At 57.3% G+C, this 23,320-nt stretch carries 30 protein-coding genes; 22 read left to right on the top strand and 8 right to left on the bottom strand.

The annotated features are described in order from the left end of the window. Positions 1-207: 207 nt before the first annotated feature. From AC0V6V_RS10485 to AC0V6V_RS10470, 4 genes are all read right to left on the bottom strand, one after another. On the bottom strand, positions 208-849 hold the full coding sequence (locus AC0V6V_RS10485) for an ABC transporter ATP-binding protein (RefSeq protein WP_486165333.1): 642 nt from the start codon (positions 847-849) through the stop codon (positions 208-210). Positions 850-851: 2 nt separating this feature from the next. Continuing rightward, on the bottom strand, positions 852-1,166 hold the full coding sequence (locus AC0V6V_RS10480) for a hypothetical protein (RefSeq protein ID WP_486165332.1): 315 nt from the start codon (positions 1,164-1,166) through the stop codon (positions 852-854). A gap of 12 nt (positions 1,167-1,178) precedes the next feature. After that, a complete protein-coding gene (locus AC0V6V_RS10475) occupies positions 1,179-1,508 on the bottom strand; it encodes a transcriptional repressor (protein WP_486166393.1) in 330 nt (109 codons plus the stop codon). An 86-nt stretch (positions 1,509-1,594) separates the two neighbouring features. Then, a complete protein-coding gene (locus AC0V6V_RS10470) occupies positions 1,595-1,984 on the bottom strand; it encodes a MerC domain-containing protein (RefSeq protein WP_486165330.1) in 390 nt (129 codons plus the stop codon). 308 nt (positions 1,985-2,292) lie between these two features. Here AC0V6V_RS10470 and AC0V6V_RS10465 point away from each other — a divergent pair, with 308 nt between their 5' ends. From AC0V6V_RS10465 to AC0V6V_RS10450, 4 genes are all read left to right on the top strand, one after another. Continuing rightward, a complete protein-coding gene (locus AC0V6V_RS10465) occupies positions 2,293-2,931 on the top strand; it encodes a GTP-binding protein (RefSeq protein WP_486165329.1) in 639 nt (212 codons plus the stop codon). Continuing rightward, positions 2,886-3,521: a CobW family GTP-binding protein gene (locus tag AC0V6V_RS10460; RefSeq protein ID WP_486165328.1), complete on the top strand. Its 636-nt coding sequence runs from the start codon at positions 2,886-2,888 to the stop codon at positions 3,519-3,521. Before AC0V6V_RS10465 ends, AC0V6V_RS10460 begins: the two co-directional genes overlap by 46 nt. A gap of 186 nt (positions 3,522-3,707) precedes the next feature. Further along, on the top strand, positions 3,708-4,559 hold the full coding sequence (locus AC0V6V_RS10455) for an alpha/beta hydrolase family protein (RefSeq protein ID WP_486165327.1): 852 nt from the start codon (positions 3,708-3,710) through the stop codon (positions 4,557-4,559). A gap of 217 nt (positions 4,560-4,776) precedes the next feature. After that, a complete protein-coding gene (locus AC0V6V_RS10450) occupies positions 4,777-5,559 on the top strand; it encodes a PBSX family phage terminase large subunit (RefSeq protein WP_486165326.1) in 783 nt (260 codons plus the stop codon). Positions 5,560-5,595: 36 nt separating this feature from the next. Here AC0V6V_RS10450 and AC0V6V_RS10445 read toward each other — a convergent pair whose 3' ends face one another. Both AC0V6V_RS10445 and AC0V6V_RS10440 read right to left on the bottom strand, forming a co-directional pair. Further along, positions 5,596-5,943: a hypothetical protein gene (locus AC0V6V_RS10445; RefSeq protein ID WP_486165325.1), complete on the bottom strand. Its 348-nt coding sequence runs from the start codon at positions 5,941-5,943 to the stop codon at positions 5,596-5,598. 84 nt (positions 5,944-6,027) lie between these two features. Beyond that, positions 6,028-6,372: a hypothetical protein gene (locus AC0V6V_RS10440; protein WP_486165323.1), complete on the bottom strand. Its 345-nt coding sequence runs from the start codon at positions 6,370-6,372 to the stop codon at positions 6,028-6,030. A 49-nt stretch (positions 6,373-6,421) separates the two neighbouring features. Between AC0V6V_RS10440 and AC0V6V_RS10435 the strand changes: the two genes are divergently transcribed. The 16 genes from AC0V6V_RS10435 to AC0V6V_RS10360 all read left to right on the top strand — a co-directional run bounded on the left by AC0V6V_RS10435 (position 6,422) and on the right by AC0V6V_RS10360 (position 20,101). Further along, positions 6,422-6,628 (top strand): helix-turn-helix domain-containing protein, encoded by a 207-nt coding sequence (locus tag AC0V6V_RS10435; protein ID WP_486166085.1) that lies wholly within the window; start codon positions 6,422-6,424, stop codon positions 6,626-6,628. Between the two features lie 763 nt (positions 6,629-7,391). Then, on the top strand, positions 7,392-8,042 hold the full coding sequence (locus tag AC0V6V_RS10430; RefSeq protein ID WP_486165322.1) for a helix-turn-helix transcriptional regulator: 651 nt from the start codon (positions 7,392-7,394) through the stop codon (positions 8,040-8,042). Between the two features lie 337 nt (positions 8,043-8,379). Further along, on the top strand, positions 8,380-8,880 hold the full coding sequence (locus AC0V6V_RS10425; protein WP_486165321.1) for a hypothetical protein: 501 nt from the start codon (positions 8,380-8,382) through the stop codon (positions 8,878-8,880). After that, positions 8,877-9,500 carry a hypothetical protein gene (locus AC0V6V_RS10420; RefSeq protein ID WP_486165319.1) on the top strand — a complete coding sequence of 208 codons (624 nt, stop codon included), beginning with the start codon at positions 8,877-8,879 and terminating at the stop codon, positions 9,498-9,500. Before AC0V6V_RS10425 ends, AC0V6V_RS10420 begins: the two co-directional genes overlap by 4 nt. A gap of 23 nt (positions 9,501-9,523) precedes the next feature. Next, a complete protein-coding gene (locus AC0V6V_RS10415) occupies positions 9,524-10,561 on the top strand; it encodes a hypothetical protein (RefSeq protein ID WP_486165318.1) in 1,038 nt (345 codons plus the stop codon). Between the two features lie 284 nt (positions 10,562-10,845). Beyond that, positions 10,846-11,436: a C39 family peptidase gene (locus tag AC0V6V_RS10410; RefSeq protein ID WP_486165317.1), complete on the top strand. Its 591-nt coding sequence runs from the start codon at positions 10,846-10,848 to the stop codon at positions 11,434-11,436. 27 nt (positions 11,437-11,463) lie between these two features. Continuing rightward, positions 11,464-12,315 carry a hypothetical protein gene (locus tag AC0V6V_RS10405; protein ID WP_486165316.1) on the top strand — a complete coding sequence of 284 codons (852 nt, stop codon included), beginning with the start codon at positions 11,464-11,466 and terminating at the stop codon, positions 12,313-12,315. Between the two features lie 28 nt (positions 12,316-12,343). Beyond that, positions 12,344-12,937, top strand: a complete 594-nt coding sequence (locus tag AC0V6V_RS10400; RefSeq protein WP_486165314.1) for a peptidoglycan-binding domain-containing protein — start codon at positions 12,344-12,346, stop codon at positions 12,935-12,937. Positions 12,938-12,986: 49 nt separating this feature from the next. Then, a complete protein-coding gene (locus AC0V6V_RS10395) occupies positions 12,987-14,363 on the top strand; it encodes a transporter family protein (protein WP_486165313.1) in 1,377 nt (458 codons plus the stop codon). Positions 14,364-14,567: 204 nt separating this feature from the next. Next, a complete protein-coding gene (locus AC0V6V_RS10390; protein WP_486165312.1) occupies positions 14,568-15,089 on the top strand; it encodes a LuxR C-terminal-related transcriptional regulator in 522 nt (173 codons plus the stop codon). 47 nt (positions 15,090-15,136) lie between these two features. After that, entirely contained in the window at positions 15,137-15,472 is a 336-nt protein-coding gene (locus AC0V6V_RS10385) for a hypothetical protein (protein WP_486165310.1), read from the top strand. A gap of 359 nt (positions 15,473-15,831) precedes the next feature. Then, positions 15,832-16,263, top strand: a complete 432-nt coding sequence (locus tag AC0V6V_RS10380; protein ID WP_486166324.1) for a hypothetical protein — start codon at positions 15,832-15,834, stop codon at positions 16,261-16,263. A gap of 349 nt (positions 16,264-16,612) precedes the next feature. Further along, positions 16,613-17,119 carry a c-type cytochrome gene (locus tag AC0V6V_RS10375; protein ID WP_486165307.1) on the top strand — a complete coding sequence of 169 codons (507 nt, stop codon included), beginning with the start codon at positions 16,613-16,615 and terminating at the stop codon, positions 17,117-17,119. A gap of 80 nt (positions 17,120-17,199) precedes the next feature. Next, positions 17,200-17,877: a cytochrome b/b6 domain-containing protein gene (locus AC0V6V_RS10370; RefSeq protein WP_486165306.1), complete on the top strand. Its 678-nt coding sequence runs from the start codon at positions 17,200-17,202 to the stop codon at positions 17,875-17,877. A 121-nt stretch (positions 17,878-17,998) separates the two neighbouring features. After that, complete coding sequence (gene nhaA / locus AC0V6V_RS10365; protein WP_486165304.1) at positions 17,999-19,207, top strand: Na+/H+ antiporter NhaA; 1,209 nt, start codon at positions 17,999-18,001, stop codon at positions 19,205-19,207. 24 nt (positions 19,208-19,231) lie between these two features. Next, positions 19,232-20,101, top strand: coding sequence for an alpha/beta fold hydrolase (locus AC0V6V_RS10360; protein WP_486165303.1), 870 nt, complete (start codon positions 19,232-19,234; stop codon positions 20,099-20,101). Positions 20,102-20,120: 19 nt separating this feature from the next. Here the strand turns inward: AC0V6V_RS10360 and AC0V6V_RS10355 are convergent, their stop codons facing one another. Continuing rightward, positions 20,121-20,534, bottom strand: a complete 414-nt coding sequence (locus AC0V6V_RS10355; protein ID WP_486165302.1) for a hypothetical protein — start codon at positions 20,532-20,534, stop codon at positions 20,121-20,123. Positions 20,535-20,544: 10 nt separating this feature from the next. Continuing rightward, positions 20,545-21,633: a flagellar filament capping protein FliD gene (fliD, locus tag AC0V6V_RS10350; protein WP_486165301.1), complete on the bottom strand. Its 1,089-nt coding sequence runs from the start codon at positions 21,631-21,633 to the stop codon at positions 20,545-20,547. Between fliD and AC0V6V_RS10345 the strand changes: the two genes are divergently transcribed. Further along, positions 21,634-22,581, top strand: coding sequence for an FHIPEP family type III secretion protein (locus tag AC0V6V_RS10345; protein WP_486165300.1), 948 nt, complete (start codon positions 21,634-21,636; stop codon positions 22,579-22,581). It begins immediately after the preceding gene. Next, positions 22,578-23,318, top strand: coding sequence for a sigma-70 family RNA polymerase sigma factor (locus tag AC0V6V_RS10340; RefSeq protein WP_486165298.1), 741 nt, complete (start codon positions 22,578-22,580; stop codon positions 23,316-23,318). Before AC0V6V_RS10345 ends, AC0V6V_RS10340 begins: the two co-directional genes overlap by 4 nt. The last annotated feature ends 2 nt before the right edge of the window (positions 23,319-23,320 follow it).

The raw sequence follows: 23,320 nt of genomic DNA, 5'->3' as shown, positions 1-23,320 counted from the left end.
GAAACACACTGGAGAGGATCAGCTGTAGCGGCGAGCCCTTCGAGCCAACGACCAAATCGACGCCGCGCGCATCGCGCTCTAACCGATCACTAGCCTGATTGCCAAACTAAAGTAACAGCACGAGCATCGCGACCGAGATTGCAAGCAAAAGAACATTCAGCGCCGTAGTTAGCGGGCGATCTCTCAAATAGGCGAGCGTCAGGCTGATCATGCTGCAAGCCGCCCGTGCGAAAGTGTAAGTGTCCGCTCAAAATGCGCCTTTAACCGGTCATCGTGCGTAGCGACCAGCAAAGTTGCTCCAGCATTATTTGCCGCTTCCAAAAGCAGTTCAGCGACCGTTTCAGTGTTGGCATGATCTAAAGCAGACGTTGGTTCATCAGCAATCAGTATCTTGGGCCTCACCACGAGTGCGCGCGCAATCGCAGCGCGCTGCGCCTCGCCTTGGCTTAGTTCGAATGGCCGGGTTTTCGCCCGATCAGCGATCCCTAGACGCTCAAGCGTTTCTGCAATTAATGTTGGGTCCGTCGTTCCCGTTTGCAGCCTTTGCGCGAGTGATAGATTTGCGCGCACATTGAGCGCCGACACCAGCCGAAGGGATTGAAAGATGATACCCATGTTCCGCTTGCGCAGGACATCGCCGCTGGTTGAAGTCATCGCCTCAGAACCAAGCGAAACTGACCCACTATCAGCAGACTGTAGCCCGCAGATGATGTTGAGCAGTGTGGACTTGCCTGAACCAGACGGGCCGAGCAGCAGGACGCGCTCCTGCTTGCTCAATTCAAAGGTGATATCGGACAAGACCGACTGGCCACCATAAGCCTTGCCGATTTGTTGGACTGCAAGTTCCATTGTCAGGTGAAGGTCGCTTGGTCCTCGGCTGTAACAGGCCCGTTGCCTTCGTCGCGTTCCCATTCGCGGACAGGTATTTCTTCGGCGCGGCGTTTGTTGGTTTTGGGCGTCTCACCCTTACGATTGTTCTGCGGCTTTGCCGTCGCAGCCTTTGTTGGCGGCGGGGGAGGAGGTGCCAATCCGCGAAAGCCCGAAACCTGCCCAAAAGGATTGAAGCGGTGCATTCCGGCCATACCATCGAGATCGCACGCCCTTGCAACGCTAGGGGATGCAAAGAGGGCGAGGGCCGATGCGGCAACAACAAACAATCTCTTCATAATGGCGAAACGTTATATCACATCTTCAATTGAGGCTAGTTTACACTTCCGGCATTGGCCTGAAATCTCCAAGTAAGGCTGGCGAGCTTTGAAATCCTTCTCGCGGCATATGTTGATCAGAAGCTTATGCACCCGCCGGGCCTCTGCAGTTTCGTAGAAACCGCAGTCAGCGCAAAGAAAGTGCATAGAATGCGAAACGCAGGAATCAACGAACGCATTTGAGCTGGTTATGCGCTCGATTTTACCCTCTTTTAGGAGGCGTTCCAGACTTCTGTATACCTGCGTGGCTGCTAACAGCTGCCTAGCGTCACGACTATGCCGAACTAACGCATAGGCCGTCATCGGTTTTGCCGAACCCGCGATCGCATTCAAAACAAAAGCATCGACCACTTTGGCCCTTCGCCTCGGCCTTCCCTTGGTTTTGGCGCTCATTGCTTCGCCCGGCGTCTGAGGTTCGCAAGGTGGGCAATAAAGAGCATGGCCGCACCCAATACGGTCAGCCACTGCTCTTGCCATTCCTCTGGTGCCAGCAATGCTCCAAACAATGCCACAAAGGCGGCGATTGCCATTGCCCCAAGCCACTCAACGTCCCGAGCTGCTCGCAAAAGCACCGGCCCGCTCACAAATACAACGGGGAGGAGTAGAGCAGCGTGAAGCCATTCGCTTTCGTGCAACCACTCAGGAAAACTAGAGACCGCAACTAAGGGCAGTGCTGCGATCAGCGGCGGCAAGGCGAGACAATGCACCAAGCATAATGCTGACAAAGAGATGCCAACGCAGTCCAATGCCGCGTTTTTCTGTTTGTATTGCCCACTCACTCTTGAACCCACCGACTGCTAAGTGTATTGGATATGTTACAACGTTACATACATTTCACGGGAAGCTCAACTACAATGCTAGCAAAATCCGCTTCAGCCACGCGCATTGCGTATGACCGGGCCATCTTGCGTTTGAACGAACAGGCGGATTGCAGTCTCTCGGTCCGGAGACGTGCGCTCTCAGCAGACATGGAGTAATTGCTTCTGAGTGCCGCCTAAGACAATCGTTTGGCCCTTCCAGGCCGACGCGAACACAAAGCCGCTCTTTTTGTGTTGAACCTTACTGAACAAGAATGATTGGAACATCCATGAAACAGATTGATCCGCGTCTACCTGTAACTGTCCTCTCTGGCTTTCTGGGGGCAGGGAAAACCACTCTGCTCAATCACATTTTGTCCAATCGCGAAGGTAAGCGGGTGGCAGTGATCGTCAACGATATGTCTGAGGTAAATATCGATGCGGACTTGGTGCGCGGTGGCGAAGCAAGTCTGTCACGCTCAGAAGAATCGCTCGTTGAAATGACCAATGGCTGCATCTGCTGCACTCTGCGTGATGATCTGCTCAAGGAAGTGCGCAGTCTCGCAGAGGATGGCCGGTTTGATTATCTTGTCATCGAAAGCACAGGCATCTCGGAGCCGCTACCCGTAGCAGCCACATTCACGTTTCGCGACGAAGAAGGCGAAAGCCTTGGCGATGTCTCGCAGCTCGATACGATGGTCACCGTGGTGGATGCGATGAATTTGCTGGCCGACTACTCAAGCAGCGACCTTCTTTCAGCGCGAGGCGAGACGGCAGGTGAAGGTGATGACCGCAGCCTCGTTGCTTTGCTGGTCGAACAGATAGAGTTCGCCGATGTGGTAATCGTCAACAAGGCGAGTGGGTCAGCGCGGAGCAGCTTGCGATGGTCAAAAAGGTCGTCGCCTCTCTCAATGGTGATGCTCGGATAATCGAGGCGGATTATGGGAAGGTTGCGCTCGATCATGTACTTGACACTGGGCTTTACGATGAGGAGCAAGCTGAGCAGCATCCACTATGGTTGAAGGAGCTGTATGACTTCGCTAGCCACAGGCCAGAAACCGAGGAATACGGTGTTGAGAGCTTCGTCTACCGCGCGCGGCGTCCCTTTGATCCAGCCAAGTTCTACGAGTTTCTAGTCGGTGAGAACCTCGACAATGTGATCCGCGCCAAGGGGCATTTTTGGCTCGCAACGCGCTCAGAATTCCTTGGCGAGCTCGCTATTGCAGGGACCCAAAAAACTGTGAGCCGAATGGGGCGCTGGTGGGCGGCAGTGCCCAAGAACCAATGGCCTGATGATGGATCGTTCGAAGAGATCGTCCTGAAGCATTGGGACCCAATTTGGGGGGATCGACGCCAAGAGCTGGTCTTTATTGGCATTGGCATGGATCAATCGGCTATTACCGCCGCGCTCAATCAGTGCTTGGTTGCACAAGAAACGCTCGCTTTGGATGTTTGGGCAAAGATGGATGACCCATTTCCAGCATGGGGTGAGCCGCAGCCGGCTATGCAGTCGGCATAGGTTTCATCAAGAAGCGAGCGCAAAGACGGAGCCTTTTGTTTGATCAGCCGCCGCGCCTTTTCCAAATCCGCCTTAGCAATGCCGATTGCTGCGATGACTCCTAGGGCAGTTGCAGCGCAATCTTTGCTAATCTCGAGGCAGACGTACGAATTCCCTTTCGGCCAATACGATGATTGGCTTGCCTTTATGGACCGTGCACCAGATCCGGCATGGCAGTCTGCGCGGATGCGTGACCTCGTTCCAAAGATCGCTTTTGACCGTTTCGCTGCGCAGCAAACTGTACGGGCAGAGCGCATCGAGTATTTGAGTGACGGCCTATCGATTAAGGGGTTTGCTTTTACGCCTCAGAAAATTGAGGGGCCATTGCCGCTCGTGGTCTTTGCGCATGGTGGAGTGGCGCAATGGGGCCGGATTACATTTTTTGATGTGCTTGAGATGCTGCGCCTTGCAGAACGTGGATACTGCGTGCTGGCTTCGGCTTTGCGCGGTGAAGGCGGCAGTGATGGAAAACCGAACCTTGGGGCAGGCGACCGCGCTGATATGCTCAATTTAATTGAGCTTGCGCCAGAAGTCGCCTCGATTGACGCAGAGCGGATAGGTTTTTGGGGGTTTTCACGAGGTGGCGGCCTCGGGTATCGAACACTGGCTGCGACGGATGTAGTTCGCGCTGCAGTGCTTATTGGCGCTCCAGCGGATGCTGTGAACTCTCCTCGGCGCGAAGAATTTCACCAGCATGTCTATCCCGAGATTGTCGATGGTTATCAAAGCAACCCAGACGCTGCACTAAAAGCCATTTCAGCATCTTTTTGGCCAGAGCGTCTGTCTGCGAACTCGAAGATTATGCTGATTCATGGGGCTAAGGATGAGCGCGTAGGAGTTCAAAATACGTTGACGATGGCAGCGCATCTTGCCCGGCTTAATCGATCATTTGAAGCACTGGTGATGGAAGACGGATCTCATACGCTGATCGAACACCAAGAACGCGTCCGAGCAGCCATGGACCGCTGGTTTGATACGCATCTGGCGAAGGCCGGCTAAAAAGAGCGCAGATACGTCTTTGAGGGCGACCTGATCGGGACAATCCGCGACTACAAAGGACAAGAAGTATAGCGAGATCTGGTGGAGCTTTAATCCGCGCTATCCTCACGATCCGATAGACGCATATTTCCGTGCGGGCACACTGCCGTTAGGGACGGTCCTTGTCGAAGTGCATTGGCGCGACAATCCCCGGTTTCCGGCGGTTCTGAAACGCGACATGGAATATGACCGCCTGCGCGATCCTGAAAAGCACGCTCACATCTGGGAGGGGCGTTACCTGCAGCGCAGTGAGGCTCAGGTGTTCCAGAACTGGCAAGTGATCCCATTTGAAACGCCTGATGATGCTGCATTCAGGTTTGGTGCGGATTGGGGCTTTAGCAAAGACCCAACCGTCCTCATTCGCAGCTTCATTGGTAGTTGGAGGGAAGGCGAGGCGAGCGACGAGCGGCTAGCGGTCGCAGATCCCAAGGGCAAGGTGCTGTTTGTTGACCGCGAGGCCTATGCGATTGGCTGTCCGATCAATCAGACCCCTGCCTTGTTTACAGGAAGCGATACTAAGCGGCCGCCGCGGTGGATCAACACGCATGCTTATCCTGATATCAAGCGCTCGCTCCAATCAATAATTATCGCCGATAGCGCGCGGCCCGAGACAATCGACTATATGAAACGCGCAGGGTTTCGGATTGAGCCTGCGACCAAAGGTGCAGGTTCAGTGCAGGACGGAATAGAATTCCTCAAAAGCTATGACATCGCGGTTCATCCGCGCTGCCAGCACCTTATAGATGAGCTTGTTCATTATTCTTGGGCAACAGACCGCCAAACAGGCGAAATTCTCAACGTGCTTGCTGACAAACACAACCACGTGATCGATGCGCTGCGTTATGCGGTAGAGGGTGCGCATCGTTCGCGAAGTTCGAAGTTCACTTTTGCGTCTTCTGGCCGCCGCGTGATGTCGAGCCGAGAAGTCGAAGGTTATGAGATTTGTCTCCACCGGCTTTGATTGGGATCGCGCCTCATTCACCCGCAGCAGTCACGATCATAGCTGATCTATTAGCGCATCTTGCTTTGCTTCAATTTCTGCTGATGTGGCTTGCGCTTGCTCATCAAACGCTGCGCGCGACATATATTGAAGCATTACATCAACTCGTCGGTCACCAGTTCCCCCACATTCACTCTTCTGATTACGGTACTCTCCAAGCGCATAGCTATAGAGGGTGCGTGCAAGCCGGTTTCCATAACCGGGGTTTGGTGGGGGACCTTCGCGCAAAAGTGCAAAGGTCAAAAGGACCGCAACATTATCGTTTGCAAAGATATGAGTGATTGCCTGCCTTTCGCCGCTTTCGCGTGAACGGCTGTAAGCGCGTAAGACATCGCCGCGCTGCAACGGTGCTTCGTAAATAACCTGCGGATATTTCGCTACAAGTCCCGCCGAAAGGTTCTTGTAGATCTGCTCGGTATCTTCGCCGCACTAATTGGTGGAGGCAAGCCAAACCTGCGCGAGCTCGGCATCTGAAAAACGCAAATCCAACTTAAACGGCAAAGATCCGATCTGAATGTCTTCGGCTTCATGCGTGATCCTTGCCCGCTTGGGCTGATCCGGTTTGCGCACGTTTACAACCTTCACTCGTTTCACCCCCTCAATCGCCTTTATATAAGGAAGTAAACTCTCCGGGCTCATGCCTTCTGCAAGCCCTCTCCAAAGCTCCACACCATGAGCAGGTTTGGCTTCGACAGTCTGAAAATATGCTGGAGCCGAGCCTGCGGTGATCAGACTGACAGCAATCGCGCTAATAATAGGATGATGTTTTAACATACTATAGTTGATAAATATCAGTGCAGCACATGGCCAATGGTTTTTGGCTATGGATATGCGGAAACTTGTCGGCGAGAATTGTGCCCGGATCCGCAAGGAACGAGGATTGACGCAAGAAGAACTCGCCGAGCGCTCTGGCTTCTCCCAGCAATATATCAGCGACCTAGAACGTGGGAGACGCAACCCCACTATCGTCTCTATCTACGAAATATCGCAAGCCCTTGGCACCAGCCACCTAGACTTGGTCACGCCATAAGTCTTGGCGGCGGACTATCACAACACTGTCCGATAGCAACCTGAGGCTAAGCCGCGCTGCCATTCCCGCAAATGGCCCGCTTCTTCACGTGCGAAAGCTCACGAATTCCCGATCATTCCAAACGGGAATTCCAGCCGCTAACCGCATAAACGAGGGGGAGTGGTCTTAGAATTTCTCACGCTCGAAGGGAAAATCCCGATAGTTTCCCGTTATTACGGGAAATGCCGAGCGAGACAGGTTCGCTCGGGACTGCACCGCGCACCATACAGTCCCAATTTCCAAACTAAGGCTACCCCATCGCCCGGCAATTACGCCGCTCGGAGCCTTTGCGGGAATTCCGAAGCTACAGAACATGTGACTCAAGAGAGCTAAAAATCCCGTCCCCACCCAAGCCATGATTTTCGGCAAAATCGCTGCTGCTTATTAACACTGTTGTTAACCGGAGAAGGCCGCTCAGGCCCGGAAATCTGCGACGAATGGCCATAAATGCAAGGTGAGTTGCGTTGACTGCAATTCAAAACAGGCGCAGTCTTTGTGGGTGCTTTGATGTCGCATCAGCGCACGTAGCTTTGGGCGCAAGCAAGCTACAATCCCTGAACCTTTAAGGCAGGGCAATTAGATAAAAACAAAACCATCGGGTCAGGTTTCGGCATGCGGTAAGGCATGTTGCAATTCTGGCTGCATGGGCAATTTTTGGAAGACAATGCGTTAGGTAAGGTGCGCGTGAGGTCGGCTGCTGCCGGCCGCAGAGGGGCAATGCCAGATGATGAAGCAAATTGACACGCAGGCGCTGATTGACGGGGGGCACACGCTCAGCCGCGTCGTTACGCCGCCAGCCACTTTCCCGCCGATTGGCGCAGCCATGCACGGCACCGATGCGATCCTTTCCGCCCAAGAACGGCTGAACAAACGCACCCATGTGATGCTCGACCGGACCGGCGCGATACTCGCCATTGGTGAGCGGGCCAAGTCCCGCATCGCAGAGCTGTGCTGCTATTCCATCAGGGACCGCCAGCTGATCGCCCACAAAACCGACGCCAAGGAGCCGCTAGAGCGTATGCTGAAGCTGGAGGCAGGCGAAGTCGACAGCGCGATTGTCCCATGCAGCACCGTGGGCGGCCACGTTTTGCTGTCCGCAACCGGGCTTTGCCAAGACACCATTTTGCTTAGCTTGCACATCGCCAGCCCCGGACAAGGCGCTGAACTGGTCGATCTGACCAAGGCATTTGGCCTGACCCCGAGCGAGGCCCATATTGTCGAGCTACTGCTGGGCGGTCACGGCCCTTCCAAGATCAGCGAAGAGCTGAATATCTCGGTCCACACCGTGCGTGCGCACTTGCGTCATTGCTATGACAAGCTGGGCGTAAGCTCTCGCGAAGAGTTGTGGCAGACACTCGCGCCCTATCAAATCTAGGATCAGGGTCCGCCAAAGGCCGCATCAATCGCATGGGCCGTGGCGGTTCTCCATGCCTGACGTTGCAGTATGACCAAAAAACTGACTTCCAAATTACACGGCGGTCATTTTTCCGAAATTATACAGTAATATATTGAAACATGTCGTCTTTTTACAAATTTCCATAGTCACATTTGACTACTAAACCTGTGTGATGCGGCCGAAAACGAATCGGTTTATACCTTCAATCATATTCGATGAACGGGTCGTCTGGAGCAATCGCTCCTTCGTCTTGGTTTGACGGCAAACATGCCGCGTATGCCTTGATGAACCACTGTATTGAACAGGGATAGGCGACATGTATATTCTACAAACACTGCCAAGTTTTGCAGCCCGCGCTAATATTCTAGCAGCTGGTGCCAGCCTTTTGGCGATCACAGCCGTCCCTGCCGCCGCGCAGGAAGGCGAATTTCCTTCCAATAAGGATCAGCACCCTGGCGAGATCGTCTACTCTCGCGATGTTCCATATGGCACTGCCACCCGGCGTATTTCCCAGGGCCAGGCCAGTACGGTGGCGCCTGATCAATCCAAACTGATCCTCGAAACAATGCTTATCGGCCTAGAGCCGATGTCCGATGCTGACCAAGCTGGTGTCACAGCCCCACTCTCCCGCACCCTGAATGTGGCGAACCAAGCGGTCAGCATCGGACTAACCCCTATCACAGGACCGGAAAGTTCTGGCGATTTCACCCGCTCTGAAAGCGGCGCGAGTTCCACTGGCGGCATCGTCAGGAGCGGCCTCAGTGTGCTGCCATCTGCGCTCAGCGTAATCTCTCGCACAGCGGGGAGCGGACAATGAGAACCGCGCACCTCCTTTTAAGCAGCGCAGCCTTGCTGCTGCCCGTTCTGGCGGCGCCGCTCTCAGCACAAGAGGCTGAAGCGGAAGCGGGGGCAGAGCAAGACAGCATAGAGATCGCAGCAGACACGCTCAGCGAAAATGGCGGACGCGTCGCGGTGAATATTGCCGCTGGCGATGGCAATCAGCAATTGGGCAGCGCCATCGTGGCGATGGGTGACATCGCGATCACCGGCCACAGCGCCGAGCAATTGATGGACGCGCCCGGCGGCGCTGACCGCGCCACCTCGATCACAATCGGCGCAGGCGCGCTGTCAAACAACACCGGCATGGTGAGCCTCAATCTCACCGCCGGGACACACAACCAGTCAGCCAATTTGGCGGCACTGGCTTTAGGAAACAATGGAGTGGTCTCTGACCAGATGCTCGCCCAGTCGAGCGCTCCCACAGATCCGGCGGGTTCGTCAGCCCAAGCCCTCACAACCAGCAATGATCGCATCGATATCGATGACGCCGCATTCGCTGGGAACAGCGGGCTTGTGCAGGTGAATGTTGTCGGAGGCGAGAGGAATTCCTCTGCCAACACCTTCGCGCTGAACATCTCGGCCGGGGGCAAACCTTGAACCGAAGCAATGGAGTAAGGACTATGAAAAAGGTAATGCTAGCTACGGTGGCGGTTTCGGCTTTGGCCGTAACTGCCCCCGCCATGGCACAAGACGGCGGCGAAGTTGGAGGCCAAGACGGCGAATCCAGCCTTGAAGTTGATCTTCGCTATGCGAACAACATCGACACCAGCGTGACCACCGATGTCACCTATGAGAAAGACGTCGCCCTGCGCGGTGCCGTTCGTCTCCGGGGAACCATCGACGTCGACAGCTCAGCTGTTGCGGTCACCGATGCGAAACAGTTCCTCACCGGTGTAGTGGTAAACTACCGCGAGGAAAACGAGCTCAACGGCGAAAACGGCTTTGTCGACGCTGTCTATGGGCCCGGCTATAGTGAGCCAGGCGATCTGATCGGAGATTTCTTCGATGGTGATTTGCAGCCACAAATTCGCGCTGGTTTCTTTGCGCCGATCATCAACACGGTTGATGAGTTCAACGTTGATTCCTCGGGTAACATCGGGGTCAACCTGGCGGCTGGTTATTTCAACCAGCAAATGAACAGCGCGTCGATTTCTGTGTCGGCAAACAGCGATCCTGAAGCATCAGGCGGCTGGGCGGAAGCGTCCACCACCGGGCTGCAATCGCTGATCGGTGTGGCACAATTCGCCTCTGAAGACTTCCTCGACGAGGATGATCCCGAAGCAGGCGGCGGCCGCAACAACTTCCGCGATCGCAACACCATCCTTGGTGCGACGATCACGGGATCAGGCAATATCGGCGTCAACGTGGCGGCAGGCAGCCTCAATCAGCAATCCAACCTGATGACGCTGGCCACCGCAAACGATGCCGATCTGGCAGAGGCCAATGCTGGTCTGGTTCAAACCGCTCTTCTGAGCCGGGTTGAGCAGCAAGACAGCATCAACTCGATCTCTGGTCTCGATATCAGCGGTGCCTCAGGCAACATCGGCGTGAACTTCGCCGCTGGTGTCGGCAACCAGCAAACCAACTCGCTGACGATCGCAGCATCGCAAGGCGGCGGTGACGCCGGCGGTGGCGGCGCTCCTGGCGACGGCAGCTGATCGATTGCCCGCGCGGGCGGGGGAGAGGAGACCTTACCTTCTCCCCTCCCCCACCTTCCCCAGCCGCGCAAACGGCGTGGGGAAGGTCCCCCGCTCGCAAAAGCGAGGGGAGCCCTCTGCCCGAAGCATGGAGCAGGTTTATAATGTCTCAGAATTCACTCTTCCGGTCAAAAATGCGCTGCTTAGCGTTAGCTGGCGTGTGCGCGGCGATACTCTCCGCCTGCAGCACCGCTCCGGCTGGAAAGACCCCGGTCTGGCTCGGCCAGATCTCCCCAGGTTCCCCAGTGATCAGCGCGCAGCCGCGCAGCTGGAAAGCTCAGAAATTCGATCATCTTGTGCGGCAAGAGGCCGACTTTAGCTGCGGCGCAGCGGTGCTCGCGACGATTTTCAACTATGCCTATGGCTACGACACGACCGAGCGGCAGGTGCTGGTCAACATGCTCAAGATCGCAGACCCTGACCTTGTCCGGCAAAAGGGTTTCTCGCTGCTCGATATGAAGACCTATGCGACGTCTCTTGGGATGAGCGCCGAAGGCTATCGGATCAGCTATGATCAACTCGCCAGCCTGGAATTCCCAGCCATCGTCCTGATTGATGTGCGCGGCTACAAACATTTCGTCATCGCTCGCAAGGTCTTCGGAGACAGGATCGCGATCGGTGACCCGGCCCTCGGCAATCGCACCATGACCCGCGACAAATTCAAAAGCGCGTGGAACGGCATTGCGTTTGTCGTCGTGGGCGAAGGCTATGACCCGGACAGCGTTCTGGTCGATCCGCCCTCACCGTTGTCTGCGCGGCGCCTGCTGATGACGACCGCCAGCCTGCCCGCCACCGAAGCCGCCGAATACGGCTTCTCACCCGGATATGATTTTTAACCCCCTACGGCCCCCAAGGAGGATGCCATGCGCACGCCAACAACCAGACAAACGGCTCTAAAATCGAGTGTCACAGCAGCGGCGCTCTCCCTCTCCCTCGTATACGCCGCGGGCGCCACTCCGGCGGCGGCGAAAGACCATTTCTCAGCGCTGAGCGATCTTGGCGCGCCGGTGGATGACGAAGAGCTGGGCGAGGTGCGCGGCAAGTTCATCCGCCCGGGGGAAGTGTCGTTCTTTGGCATTTCCATGGTGACCAGCTGGCAGGATGAAAGCGGGATCACCACCACCGCACGGTTGATGTTCAATGTCAGCTTTCTGGACAATGGCAGCGGCGGCGATCCGTCTCCACAATTGCTGGTGGGTTGGACCCGCGAGGGCGACCCAGCGATGGATGTGACCGACAGCCATTCCGGCTACACCCCTGTCATCACAGCGCAGGAAGTGCTCCCCGTGGGTGAGCTCGGCAGCACCCAGGGCGCGGCACAAGCGAACATTATCGCAGGCGCAGACAACTCTGCGATCAATGGCATGCAGATCGCTCTGGTTCCGTCATCAGACATTGCAGCCCTCAATACCGATGGCCTCACCCCGATCACCGAGACAACCGGCACTTCCTTTGCCGATGGCGACATGCTGGAATTCCGCGTCGGCACCAATGAACTAGCCCTCGCTCTGTCCGGCAATGGCGGCAGCGACAGCGCGCTGCAAAGCGTCGGCGGTGATCTTGGCCGGATGCTGCAGCAGACCACCATCAACAGCGATGGCAATCTGGTCGGCAACACGGCCGCGATCATCATCGGGACGGATATCGGGCGGGCCGAATTCAACGCCGTGCGCGCGACAGAAGCCCTGTCCGTGATGCGCGGCCACGGTTTTTAAAGCAGCAATTTTCAAAGGTGGTAAGGCCATGAAAAATCTATCTCTCATCACGCTAGCGGCGGCTGTATTTGCGGCATCCGCCCCAGCCCAGGCAGAAAACGCCAGCGGGCAATTCGCCGTCGAAGGACCAGGCAGGCTTTCTTGCGCCGCCTTCACCGATGCGCGCAGCGACAAGGGCTCAGCAGAATTCCAGCGCCTCATCGGCTTTGTCGAGGGCTACCTCAGCGCGGCCAACCGCTATGAGCCCAACACCTTTGATCTGTCACCGTGGCACAATGCGGCGGCGTTTGACTTGATCCTGGAGAAGCACTGCAGCGACAATCCCGAGGACACGATCGTCGGTGTCGCGCAGAAAATGGTCTCGGCCCTGCGCCCAGTGCGCGTTGCCGATTATTCGCCAATGGTTGAGGTTGGCGCGGGCGAGAACCGCGCCTTTGTCTATAAAACCATCTTGCGCCGCACTCAGGCCGCCCTGCGTTCGCGCGGGCTGTATGAGGGCGAGGAAAACGGCAACTACTCGCCGCAGATGCGCGATGCACTGCTCGCATTCCAGAAACAGAGTGATCTTTTTGAAACCGGCGTGCCCGATCCGGCCACGCTTTGGACGCTGCTCAATCCGTAACTGCGGATGAGCTTAACCAGACGGGTCGTCAGGTAAGGGGACGAAAGTCATGGACCGCACATATATACGAGCCGCCTTGATCGCGAGCAGCGCAGCCGCGCTCACGCTGCCGTTCTCGGTATCGGCGCAAGACCTCGAGACCGAGGTTGAGCAATTGCGCGCGCAAGTTGCCGAGATGGAACAGCGAGAGGCACGCGCCAATGCCCGCTTGCAGGCGCTGGAAGCCCGGCTGCTGCGCATCGAGGCAGAGCCGATTTCACCCGACGAGGCGCTGACCATCAGAGGCCGCGCCGTACCGGCTCAAACCCGGCCGATGACGCTCAACCCCTCGCTAGATAATTTCCGCGGCGCCTATCCAACACTCACCCGCGAAGGCGAAGCGAAGCTGGTGCAGATCCAGCAGGCGGAAGACGCCGCGCAAGATCCCGGACTGAGCGATCAACCAGAGGAGGAGAGCGTCCAGAAAGCGCCCGATGCCTCCGCCGCTGTTGAAGACATCGTGCAGGAACAACAGGGCCTCCAAACCAGCCGCTGGGGCGCGGACCTCGCGGTTAGCTATTCCCGCTTTAGCGATGCCCGGATCAACCTCGATGGCTTCCTAGCACTGGATGCAATCTTCCTCGGCACGATCAGCATTGATGAAGTGGACGCAGACATTTTCACCAGCGAGGCAACCTTGCGCTACGGCGTCAGTGACAAGCTGTTCCTCGATGCTAGCGCGCCCTTCCTCTATCGCACCTCAACCTTCCGCAGCGGCGGGGCAGGCGGCGCGGCCAACACGCCGGTTGAGGCCACCGTGAGCGATGGCGGGCTCGGCGATATGAGCGTCGGGGCAAGCTATCAATTGCTCTCCGAAACATTGCGCCGCCCGAATGTCGTGTTGAGCGGCCGGCTCAAAGTGCCGACCGGGCAAGAACCGTTCGGGATTGATTTTGTCGAAGTCGTCGGCAGTGAAGGCAATCTGCAAGTGCCAGAAAAGCTCGCCACGGGCAGCGGCGTCTATGGCGCCTCGCTTGGCGTTTCCGTGCTCAAATCGCTTGATCCGCTGGTCGTGTTCGGCAGCGTCAATTACTTCCATAATTTTGAACGCAATTTTGACGATATTGACGAAGGCCCGGGCCCGCAGCCTGGCCGGGTCGATGTCGGCGATGCGGTTCAGCTGGGCGCGGGTTTGGCCTTTGCGCTCAATGACCGCTCAAGCATTTCGATGTCCTATTCGCAGCGCGTCGTGGCCCGATCGCGTGTTCGATTGGATGGCCAAGACTGGCAACGCATCGTCGGCAGCCAAGCCAATGTTGGGCTGGTCAATTTGGGCGCTACGTTCTCTTTAGGCCAGCAGCTCTCGCTGGTTTCGACTGTTGGCATTGGCCTGACTGATGACAGCCCAGACATGGTGGTCGGCCTGCGGCTGCCATACCGCTTCTAAATCCAGCGCAGTACGAACGGGAGGACGCCAATGTCTTAGCATCGAACTACGTAAAAATGACCATTTTGGCGGAAAATCCGGGGACGGCTCATCCACTTGAAAATCGGTAATTATCGCCGCTGCGCGGTCATATCTGATCAAATCTGGACGAATTTCTGGCAATGTGATTTTGCCCGAATCGAGCGATTCCGTTAACCACGGTACGTGAAAAATCCAGATCCCCTGACAATCGAACGGCAACACGCAGCCGACTTGCTCGCCAGTTTGACTGACCGTCAGACAGAGGTGATGGAGCATGCCGCCGCCCATTTGCCGAACAAAGAAATCGCCCGCAAACTCGGCCTATCACCCAGCACGATTGAGCAACGCTTTCAATATGTGAAGGCAAAGCTCCAAACCAATGACCGCGCATCGACCATCCGTGAATATGTTCGCCTGCGCGCCATATGCGGCCAAACCACATATGGATTTTCCCATCTCGATCCTGAGCCTGAACTCGACCACATCCGGTCTCAAGACGCGATCCAAGACAATCGACCAGCGCAGCCAGATTTAGCCGCTGATGACTATTCGTCGCTCGATTTTCCGCCATCGCGCCTTGAGGTATTGGATGGAAAATACGGCCCCTGGTGGCGGTTGCTGGTGATTTTCACGATCGCCTTCGTTGTCGCCGCAACAGCCCTGGTCGTAACCGCAATCAGCGTTACGATAGGCGATATTCTCTAACCATGCCTGCATCCCCCTAATGCACATTGGTGCGCATGGAGAATATTATGAAAATGACGGCACAAGATCACGAACTCGCCAACCAAATCAGCGAACTTAATCACATGCTTGCAGCTGACACTGACACCAATCTGGGCCAGATCGGCGAACTTCTCAGCCTGGCGACCAAAGCCCGGATCGAGATGGATGTTGATGTCATCGAAGGTCAGCGCCCGATCAGTCACCTGACCGATGCGATGAGCAGCGTTGTCGCCGCCCGCAAGAGCCTTGCATTGGCGCACGCCGCGATGGATAAGATCATCAAAGAGACGAACGGGCCTTGGGAATGCCCAGAGCGTGCGTCGACTTCAACACCAGCACAATTGCTAAAGATTGCGAGCTAAAATCCTTGTCACTGCCAGACTTCAGCGAACCCGGCATCTTGCTGTACTACAGCATTTGGCTGGGCGCGCTGGGTCTGGCAGCCTTTCGCGGCGGCGCCCCTGAAAGAGCTGGGGCCAGTTTCGTGGCCGCTACATTCCTGGTGCAGAGTATAGCTTACGCTTCCGTTGCCCCTAAGTTCTGGGAAGTAGATGCAGTCGGCCTGTTAGCCGACGCGATAGGCTTTGTTGCCTTTGGGGCTATCGCGCTCAATGCAAAGAGGATCTGGCCACTTTTTGCCGCTGGACTTCATTTGATAAGCCTATCGGCTCATTTCGCACGCCAAGTGGAAGATGATGTTGTTGCCTTGGCGTACACAACCATGTCAGCGGTTCCATCTGGGGTGGCGCTGCTTCTTCTAATCTTTGGCACATTATTCCATCAAAGGCGGCTCAAGAAATCAGGCGAGGACCTGCCCTGGGCTGATTTTGAGCTGTGGCGGGAATTGTGGCGAGCGCCATCCAAGCAATATATTGACGAGCATAGGATAGCCTTTTCACGCAGCTGGATTGGAGCTCCTGTTGCTGGATGCGGGTTGCTGGTGATCTGCTATTGCGCCGGCGCATTGGTGATACCTGAGACCCCAGAAATTGCCCTCGGCACAGTGACCGCCCTGTTCGCCATCGGTGCTTCGGCAATCGCAGGCGGGCTATGGCTGCATCAGCGCGAAACGGCGCGGCACGCAGCCAACACCAAGGCATTCCGCGACAAATGGAAATTCGGCGTACCCATGCCGCAATCCGCCGCCGCCTGAAGCCAGACTGGCTCAAGCGTCTTTAGGGTGCGGCTTAGGCATCGCAGATTTTCCTACGTGTCCGCACTTTGATATTTCAGCCACCATGCTGATCTTCGCAAAGCGCCACTTTGAAGGCTGGTTTTTGGGCTTGGAACGCCAATCTGCCAAAAGTCACACATCCTACATCTTGAAGAGGCTTAAACCTCTGTTATTAAGCGTAAAATCCCAAAAGTCACACTTTTGCAAATCGCATAGGTGTTCCAAGCACAACATGCCCACCTCAAAGCTCTTGCAAAATTATCGAGGCATTTCAGCCACAAACGTGATAGAGGCCTTGCCATCATACTCTCGCAAAAGGAGCCGCTCTATGTTGTCACATCGTCTTTCCCGCCCTGTTTTGGCCTTCGCAATGACCGGCGCATTGGCAGCCTGCGGCGAAACCGCTGACGATGCAGCAGCGCCCGAGGCGGTAGATGTCGCCAGTGAAGACGCCTCCATCATCGAGGTGCGGCAGAACAACTTTGAGGAAATCGGCGACGCGTTCAAGGCGATCCGCGGACAGCTCGAAGCCGATGCGCCTGACTTCAGCTTGATCGAAACGAGCGCGACCACGATCAACACCAATGCGCAAAAGATCCCGGACCACTTCCCAGAGGGCACCGGCGTCGACTCGGGCGCCGACACCGAAGCGCTGGAAAGCATTTGGGAGAAGCCTGAAGAGTTCGCAGCCGCTGCGCAAAAGCTGGTCGACACCAGCGCCGCTTTGGCCGCCGCCGCTGGCACCGGCGATATGGCCGCCGTGGGTGAAGGCGTGAAAAACATGGGCGGGTCGTGCAAGGCCTGCCACGACAACTTCCGCCTCGACAAGGACTGATTGAGGCGCACTTACCGGGCGGCATGGAGAACGTGCTGCTCGCGGAAAGAGCATCTCTCGAACCGGCTCAGGAGTGATCCATGTTGCCGAAGAAAACACCGATTTGGGATTGGCCGGTGCGGCTTTCGCATTGGGGCTTTGTCCTGCTCGTCCCCGCTATGTGGTGGACCGCAGAGAATGGCGAGATGGGCTGGCACATGCGCTTTGGCCTTGTGCTTCTGGCGCTCGTGCTGTTCCGCATCTTATGGGGCTTGATCGGGAGTGAGACGGCACGCTTCTCCGGCTTCCTCCGCTCACCGATCGCAGGCCTGCAGGACCTCATAGGCCGTCACAAGCGCAGCCCTTCGGCGATCGGTCACAGCCCGTCGGGCGGGTGGAGCGTTGCCGCCTTGCTGCTCGTTATGCTCGCTCAGGCCAGCATGGGTCTGTTCGCTGGAGACCCCTATGATGGCGCGACAGGACCGCTCAATTCGCTGGTTGGAGTGATGACAGCTGACTGGCTGACCGACTGGCACGAGACCGGCTTCTGGGTGCTTGTCTCCTTGATCGCGCTGCATTTGCTCGCGGTGTTTGGATACCAGTTCCTAGGCAAGCGCAATCTCATCGGCCCGATGATCACTGGCTCACGTAAGTTCGACAGGCCAGTGGCAGGCAACAGCGGTGGATCAACACTTAGAGCGCTCGTTTGCTTGGGTTTGGCCGGAGGCATCTCAGCGGCAATCGGTACCGGCATAGCCGCGCGTTGGCTTGGCGGATAACCCCGCAATCTCAGTGCCTTCAGTTAAATAAGACGTATTCGCTCCGATTTTCGGGAAACAGCGGCACTCTCGAGCGTTGGGTCAGAAACGAAATACACATTTTGACCCGAGGAACTGACACGTGATTAACAAAGTGAGCGAAGCCCTACGCGACTTCCTCAAGCAGGAAAGCGCGGGCGGCATAGTCCTGATCGCGGCGGCGGCACTGGCTCTGCTGGCCGCCAATTCGCCTTTCGCCGCCGCCTACTTCGATGGCTTGGGCACGCAAGTGACCGTTGCTGTTGGCAGTTTCTCCATCGATAAGGCGCTGATCTTGTGGATCAATGACGGCCTCATGGCGGTGTTCTTCTTCCTCATCGGATTGGAAGTGAAGCGCGAGGTTATCCAAGGCCAGCTATCGAGTTGGGACAAAGCCTCGCTTCCGCTCGTCGCGGCGATTGGCGGCATGGCAATCCCGGCGCTGATCTTCCTCTCAATTAACTCCGGCACTCCGGCGAACCAAGCTGGCTGGGCGATCCCAGCGGCGACCGACATCGCCTTTGCGCTCGGCATCTTGTCGCTGCTCGGCCCGCGTGTTCCCGTGGCGCTCAAAGCCTTGCTGCTCGCGATCGCGGTGATCGATGATATTGGCGCTATCGCGATTATCGCTCTGTTCTATTCAGGCACGCTCGACACCGATATGCTGGTCGGCGCAGCGGCCGCCTTTGCCGCTTTAATAGCGGTCAACCGCATGCGGATTGGGTCCAGCATTCCTTATGTGCTGCTGACCATTGTAATGTGGGTCTTCGTCTTGAAATCCGGTGTACACGCCACGCTGGCCGGCGTTGCCGCGGCAATGACCGTTCCGCTGGTCGCTCGCGAAGGATCAGAGCCGCTGCTACGCATGGAGCATGCCTTGCACCCGTGGGTTGCGTTCATGATCATTCCGATTTTCGGCTTTGCCAATGCTGGTGTCAGCCTGACCGGCATTTCACCAGCTGATCTCGCGGCGCCGCTGCCACTCGGGATCGCGCTCGGCCTGTTGATCGGCAAGCAGATCGGCATCTTCGGCTTTGCCTTTGTCGCCGTAAAGGCAGGCATCGCTAAGCTGCCAGAAGACGTAAACTGGCGCCAGATCCACGGGCTGTCCCTGCTCGCAGCCATTGGCTTCACCATGAGCCTGTTCATCGGCAATCTCGCCTTTGCAGACCCGGCTCAGGTTGATGCGGTCAAGCTAGGCGTGTTGTCGGGATCGCTGGTGTCGGCTCTGGCAGGCTTCTTCTTGCTGAAGATTTCCCTGCCCAAAGAGCCTGCCCAGGCTCCGACAGAAGCAGCAAGTGTTGCGTCCTGATTTGAGGGGCTTACAGCACAGGGCATGAGAGAACCCGCGCTACAGACAATCCAAATCAGAGGCCACCGCCTCGCCTACTGGGAGTGGGGCGGCGCCTCCGAGGATCGCCGATCACCGTTTGTCTTTGCGCATGCAACAGGCTTCCATGGCCGGGTGTTTGATCCGATCATCGAGCGCTTTCCGGAGCGCAGGATCATCTCGTTTGACCTGCGCGGACACGGGCGGTCAGAAGGTGGTCCAATAGGCAATTGGGCTGAAATCGCCGATGACATTGCAGCCATACTCAGTCACCTCGGCCTGAGCCAGGTGATTGGAATTGGACATTCGATGGGCGCGCACGCATTGCTGCAAGCGGCGCATGACCATCCGCACCTCTTCAAGCAGCACATTCTGTTTGATCCAACCGTGCTGCCGCCTGAGTTCTATGAGCTGGGACAAGACCTGTTCACTGCCGAGAACCCTCATCCCGCGGTGCGGCGCAAGCGCGATTTTGCCTCGGTCCAGGCGATGAGGGAACGGTTTGAGGACCGCGAGCCTTACAGCCTGTTCGACCGCCGTGTGTTCGCCGATTATTGCCAATATGGGCTGGTGCCTGCTGAGAATGGCGATGGAATGGAGTTGGCATGCTCGCCAGAGGTGGAGGCGGGCGTCTATGCCAGCAGCCGCAGCAACAGCGGCATTCATGCGGCCACTACCAAGGTGACCATCCCAGTGCTGATCGTGCGGGCAAAGCAGACCGGGCTCAGCGATTTCAAATCCTCACCGACTTGGCCGGAGCTGGCATCAGCGATGCCCAATGCGACCGACATGCACAGGCCAGATCGAACGCATTTTCACCCGCTGGAAGACCCAGAGGATGCCGCGCGGATTATCGCTGAGGCGCTGCTCGACTAACCCCGGCAAGGACCCGTAGCTATGCCGCCTCGGGGACGGCCCCGTTCACACTGCCCGGCGCACTGAGCGATTTTGCCGCTTGCAAAAGGTCGTTGAGATCGCCGCGCACAGCCACGATTTCGGCCAAAGTTGGCTGGGCCAAATTGCGCCGGATCTGCGCAGCTAGCCCGCCGTAGAATTGCACCAGAGCCTCGCGCAAAGGATTGTCAGAAGCGACCCCGCGGCACAGCCATAGGGTGATCCCATGTGCGCGCGACAAAGGATCGCGCGCGAACGATCCGCCGGCTGCGCAGGCAAGCTCCGCCTGGCGCAAAGCTGTCACCGCCTCCTCCAGACAGATTCTTGTGAGGTCATCACCGCCGGATGCTTCAATCCGGGCATCGAGGTCGACCTTGCGATACGCCGCAGCGGGATTTTGGGGAAATGGCCTCATTTACTGTTCCCTAATTGCGGTTGAGGTCAGCCTGCGCCTGCAGGAAGTCCAGTGTCGACTGGGAGGCGGTAACGCGGCGCTCAGCGACCAAGAGGTTGCTAGAGAGGCGCTCGCGCAGACGCTCTTGCTGCTCGGCAATTTTGATCAGGCGATCTTCATTGTTTTCAATCTGGCTTTGATAACGGGCCACTGACCCGCCGAGTGATCCCGGATCGCCGCTGGTCGTGTTCGCGCGGGTTAGATTGTCCATGGTCGCAAACAGGCCAAATGGCCCGGTGGTGAACATCGCCGCCGCTGCCTCTGGCGAGGCCGCCAAGGTTTCGTTCAAGCGCTCCGTATCCAAACGGAATGTGCCATCGCGGTTGAGCGAGAGGCCCAAATCACCAAGCGTCCGCGGATCGCCTTCTAGCGCCGTTGGCATCACGATCTCGCTGCTCAAACGACCCAAATCACGCCTAAGCTCACGCGCGCCAGGGTCCGCGCCCAGTTCGCCGCTGAATGCATTGGCGCTTTCGTTCAATTGCTGGGCCAGCTCATTAAGAGCGGAGACGAAATCACCCATCACGCCGGTGATCGCCGAGGTGTTGTTCGAGAAACTAATGGTGGTTGGCGCGCCGACATTGGTCGCGGTCAGCTCCAGCGTCATGTTTTCGGGTAGGCCAGTGACGGTGTTGCTGGCGCTGCTGATCTCGACCGTATCGAGTGAGAAAAGTGCATCGCGAGAGGATTGGCGCAGTTCGCCGCTGTCAGTGGCTGGATTCCAAGAGAGATAGCTCAGATCGCCCGGCGTTGCGGTTGGCGAAGCGGCGCTGCTTTCGCCCTCGATCAAGAAGCCATTGGCCGCGCCTTCTTCGCCCTTGATCACCAATTGCGCGCCATTGGTGCCTTCGGCAACGTATGCAGTAAGAGCGCCGCCGCTGGCACTAGTGATCTTACCGGCCAAGCTCTCCAATGTGTCGCTGGCCTCGACCGCAATTTCGAGCGGGGTGTTCGACGTGTCCTCAGTGAATCTCGGCCCATCCACTGTGCCGAAGCGGAACCGCAAGGTGCCCTCTCCGACGCTATCTTCGCCGCTGGCAAAGGCGCCCGATGTGAGCAATTGCTCCTGCGCGAGCTCGAAATGGGCGCTCAGGATTACGAAGTGTTGCTGGGCGGGGTTAGCCTGGCCCGCGGCCGGGTACGCCCCGACCGATTGCTAGCGATCGACGCAGGCGATGTTCGCCAAGGTCATGGCCTAACTGGGGAGGCAACGCGCGATCCCAGCTTCGATTGCCCGGCAATCTGGATCGAGCCGCGCGAGCGTGACCACGCCATTGCGGAAGGTTTCCTAACCGTTGACCCCAGCACAGTCATCGCCACCCACGCCAACCAAGCGCTGCTTACGCAGGCGCAAGAACTCCTCGGGCCAGAGGAAGTGCGCGAATTGCTCGATGCGCTCAAGGAAAGCTCACCCAGCCTGGTTGAAACCGTCCATCCAGAGCCATTGTCGCTGGCCGCGATCACCCGCATTTTCCGCGCCTTGATTGCCGATGGCATTGGTCTGGGCCATCCACAGGCAGTCCTCACCAGCCTCGCGCTCGCCCTGCAACGCACGCAGGAATTTGACCTGCTGGTGGATGCTGTGCGCGCCGATATGGGCGCGAAACTGATCGCGCGCATTTGTGAGCCTGGTGCGCGGTTAAGAGTAGCCACTCTGGATGCAAACCTTGAGGCCGCGATCCTCGGCAGTGTGCCAGATCCGGCGACAGGCCAGCCGCTGATCGAGCCGGAATGTGGTAGCATGATCGCTGAAACCCTGACCCAGATATTGGAAGCAGAGGGCGAGCCAATCGCGCTGATCGTTCAGCCCCCAGTGCGCCGTTCGATTGCCACCCTGCTCAGTCAGCGAGTGCCCCGGTGCCTCGTCTTGTCGATCAATGAATTGCCAGCGACCCAGCCGGTCGAGGTGGTCGGGGTGATTGGTGGGGAGGCTGAACCCGCCGCCGCGTTGCCAGATGAAACAGCGGCGACGGCCGCCCAAGACGAGCCAGGAGCAATGGCCGCATGAAACACGACCCAAACAGCTTCGCAAAAAGCGCGCCCACCGGGGCGGCCGGTTATGGCTCATCGAACCGGGCAGAGATAGACGACCGCGTTCGCCGTTTCATGCCCCTTGTCCGCAGAACCGCTTGGCATGTCTATGGGATGGGCCGTGAAGGCTTAGAGGTCGAAGATCTGATGCAAGTCGGCGTCATCGCGCTGACCGAATGCTCCATGCGGCATTCCGGCCCCACTGAAGATGGCTTTGCCGCCTATGCGAAAATCCGTGTCCGCGGGGCCATGCTTGATCAGATCCGCAAGCTGATGAACGATAGCCGCACGGCGCGAAAGAAACGCGCCCAATACGAGGCTGCACTCAGCGATTTGCGTGCAGACCTAGGGCGTGAACCCAGCCGCGCAGAAATCGGCGAGCGCCTGAAAATATCAGATGCCGAATTGCTCGAAATTGAGGCTTCCGGCGTCACGGTAACCTCAATCTCAGAGGAATATGACGAGATTAGCACCGCCTTTGCCAGCGATGATCCCGACCCATTCGAAGTTCTGTCGGACATGGAAGATCGCGAGCGCTTGATCCGAGCCATGACTGAATTGCCAGACCGCCTAAAGCTGGTGCTGCAATTGTTCTTCGTTGAGGAAATGAACCTCACCGAGATCGCAGAGGTTTTGGAGGTCAGCGTCCCGCGCGTGCACCAACTCAGAGCCAAAGCTCTGAAGGATTTGCGCGCCCTGATCGAGGCAGACTAGGC

The sequence above is a fragment of the Erythrobacter sp. S249 genome, from assembly GCF_057364975.1.
Note: the sequence above shows the minus strand (reverse complement) of the source record. Positions and strands in the feature narration are given on the sequence as shown.

Coding starts and splice junctions, on each gene's coding strand:
- AC0V6V_RS10485 (WP_486165333.1), bottom strand. CDS start 849: ATGGAACTTGCAGTCCAACAAATCGGCAAGGCTTATGGTGGCCAGTCG.
- AC0V6V_RS10480 (WP_486165332.1), bottom strand. CDS start 1,166: ATGAAGAGATTGTTTGTTGTTGCCGCATCGGCCCTCGCCCTCTTTGCA.
- AC0V6V_RS10475 (WP_486166393.1), bottom strand. CDS start 1,508: ATGACGGCCTATGCGTTAGTTCGGCATAGTCGTGACGCTAGGCAGCTG.
- AC0V6V_RS10465 (WP_486165329.1), top strand. CDS start 2,293: ATGAAACAGATTGATCCGCGTCTACCTGTAACTGTCCTCTCTGGCTTT.
- AC0V6V_RS10460 (WP_486165328.1), top strand. CDS start 2,886: ATGGTCAAAAAGGTCGTCGCCTCTCTCAATGGTGATGCTCGGATAATC.
- AC0V6V_RS10455 (WP_486165327.1), top strand. CDS start 3,708: ATGGACCGTGCACCAGATCCGGCATGGCAGTCTGCGCGGATGCGTGAC.
- AC0V6V_RS10450 (WP_486165326.1), top strand. CDS start 4,777: ATGGAATATGACCGCCTGCGCGATCCTGAAAAGCACGCTCACATCTGG.
- AC0V6V_RS10440 (WP_486165323.1), bottom strand. CDS start 6,372: ATGTTAAAACATCATCCTATTATTAGCGCGATTGCTGTCAGTCTGATC.
- AC0V6V_RS10435 (WP_486166085.1), top strand. CDS start 6,422: ATGGATATGCGGAAACTTGTCGGCGAGAATTGTGCCCGGATCCGCAAG.
- AC0V6V_RS10430 (WP_486165322.1), top strand. CDS start 7,392: ATGATGAAGCAAATTGACACGCAGGCGCTGATTGACGGGGGGCACACG.
- AC0V6V_RS10425 (WP_486165321.1), top strand. CDS start 8,380: ATGTATATTCTACAAACACTGCCAAGTTTTGCAGCCCGCGCTAATATT.
- AC0V6V_RS10420 (WP_486165319.1), top strand. CDS start 8,877: ATGAGAACCGCGCACCTCCTTTTAAGCAGCGCAGCCTTGCTGCTGCCC.
- AC0V6V_RS10415 (WP_486165318.1), top strand. CDS start 9,524: ATGAAAAAGGTAATGCTAGCTACGGTGGCGGTTTCGGCTTTGGCCGTA.
- AC0V6V_RS10405 (WP_486165316.1), top strand. CDS start 11,464: ATGCGCACGCCAACAACCAGACAAACGGCTCTAAAATCGAGTGTCACA.
- AC0V6V_RS10400 (WP_486165314.1), top strand. CDS start 12,344: ATGAAAAATCTATCTCTCATCACGCTAGCGGCGGCTGTATTTGCGGCA.
- AC0V6V_RS10395 (WP_486165313.1), top strand. CDS start 12,987: ATGGACCGCACATATATACGAGCCGCCTTGATCGCGAGCAGCGCAGCC.
- AC0V6V_RS10385 (WP_486165310.1), top strand. CDS start 15,137: ATGAAAATGACGGCACAAGATCACGAACTCGCCAACCAAATCAGCGAA.
- AC0V6V_RS10380 (WP_486166324.1), top strand. CDS start 15,832: ATGTCAGCGGTTCCATCTGGGGTGGCGCTGCTTCTTCTAATCTTTGGC.
- AC0V6V_RS10375 (WP_486165307.1), top strand. CDS start 16,613: ATGTTGTCACATCGTCTTTCCCGCCCTGTTTTGGCCTTCGCAATGACC.
- AC0V6V_RS10370 (WP_486165306.1), top strand. CDS start 17,200: ATGTTGCCGAAGAAAACACCGATTTGGGATTGGCCGGTGCGGCTTTCG.
- AC0V6V_RS10360 (WP_486165303.1), top strand. CDS start 19,232: ATGAGAGAACCCGCGCTACAGACAATCCAAATCAGAGGCCACCGCCTC.
- AC0V6V_RS10355 (WP_486165302.1), bottom strand. CDS start 20,534: ATGAGGCCATTTCCCCAAAATCCCGCTGCGGCGTATCGCAAGGTCGAC.
- AC0V6V_RS10340 (WP_486165298.1), top strand. CDS start 22,578: ATGAAACACGACCCAAACAGCTTCGCAAAAAGCGCGCCCACCGGGGCG.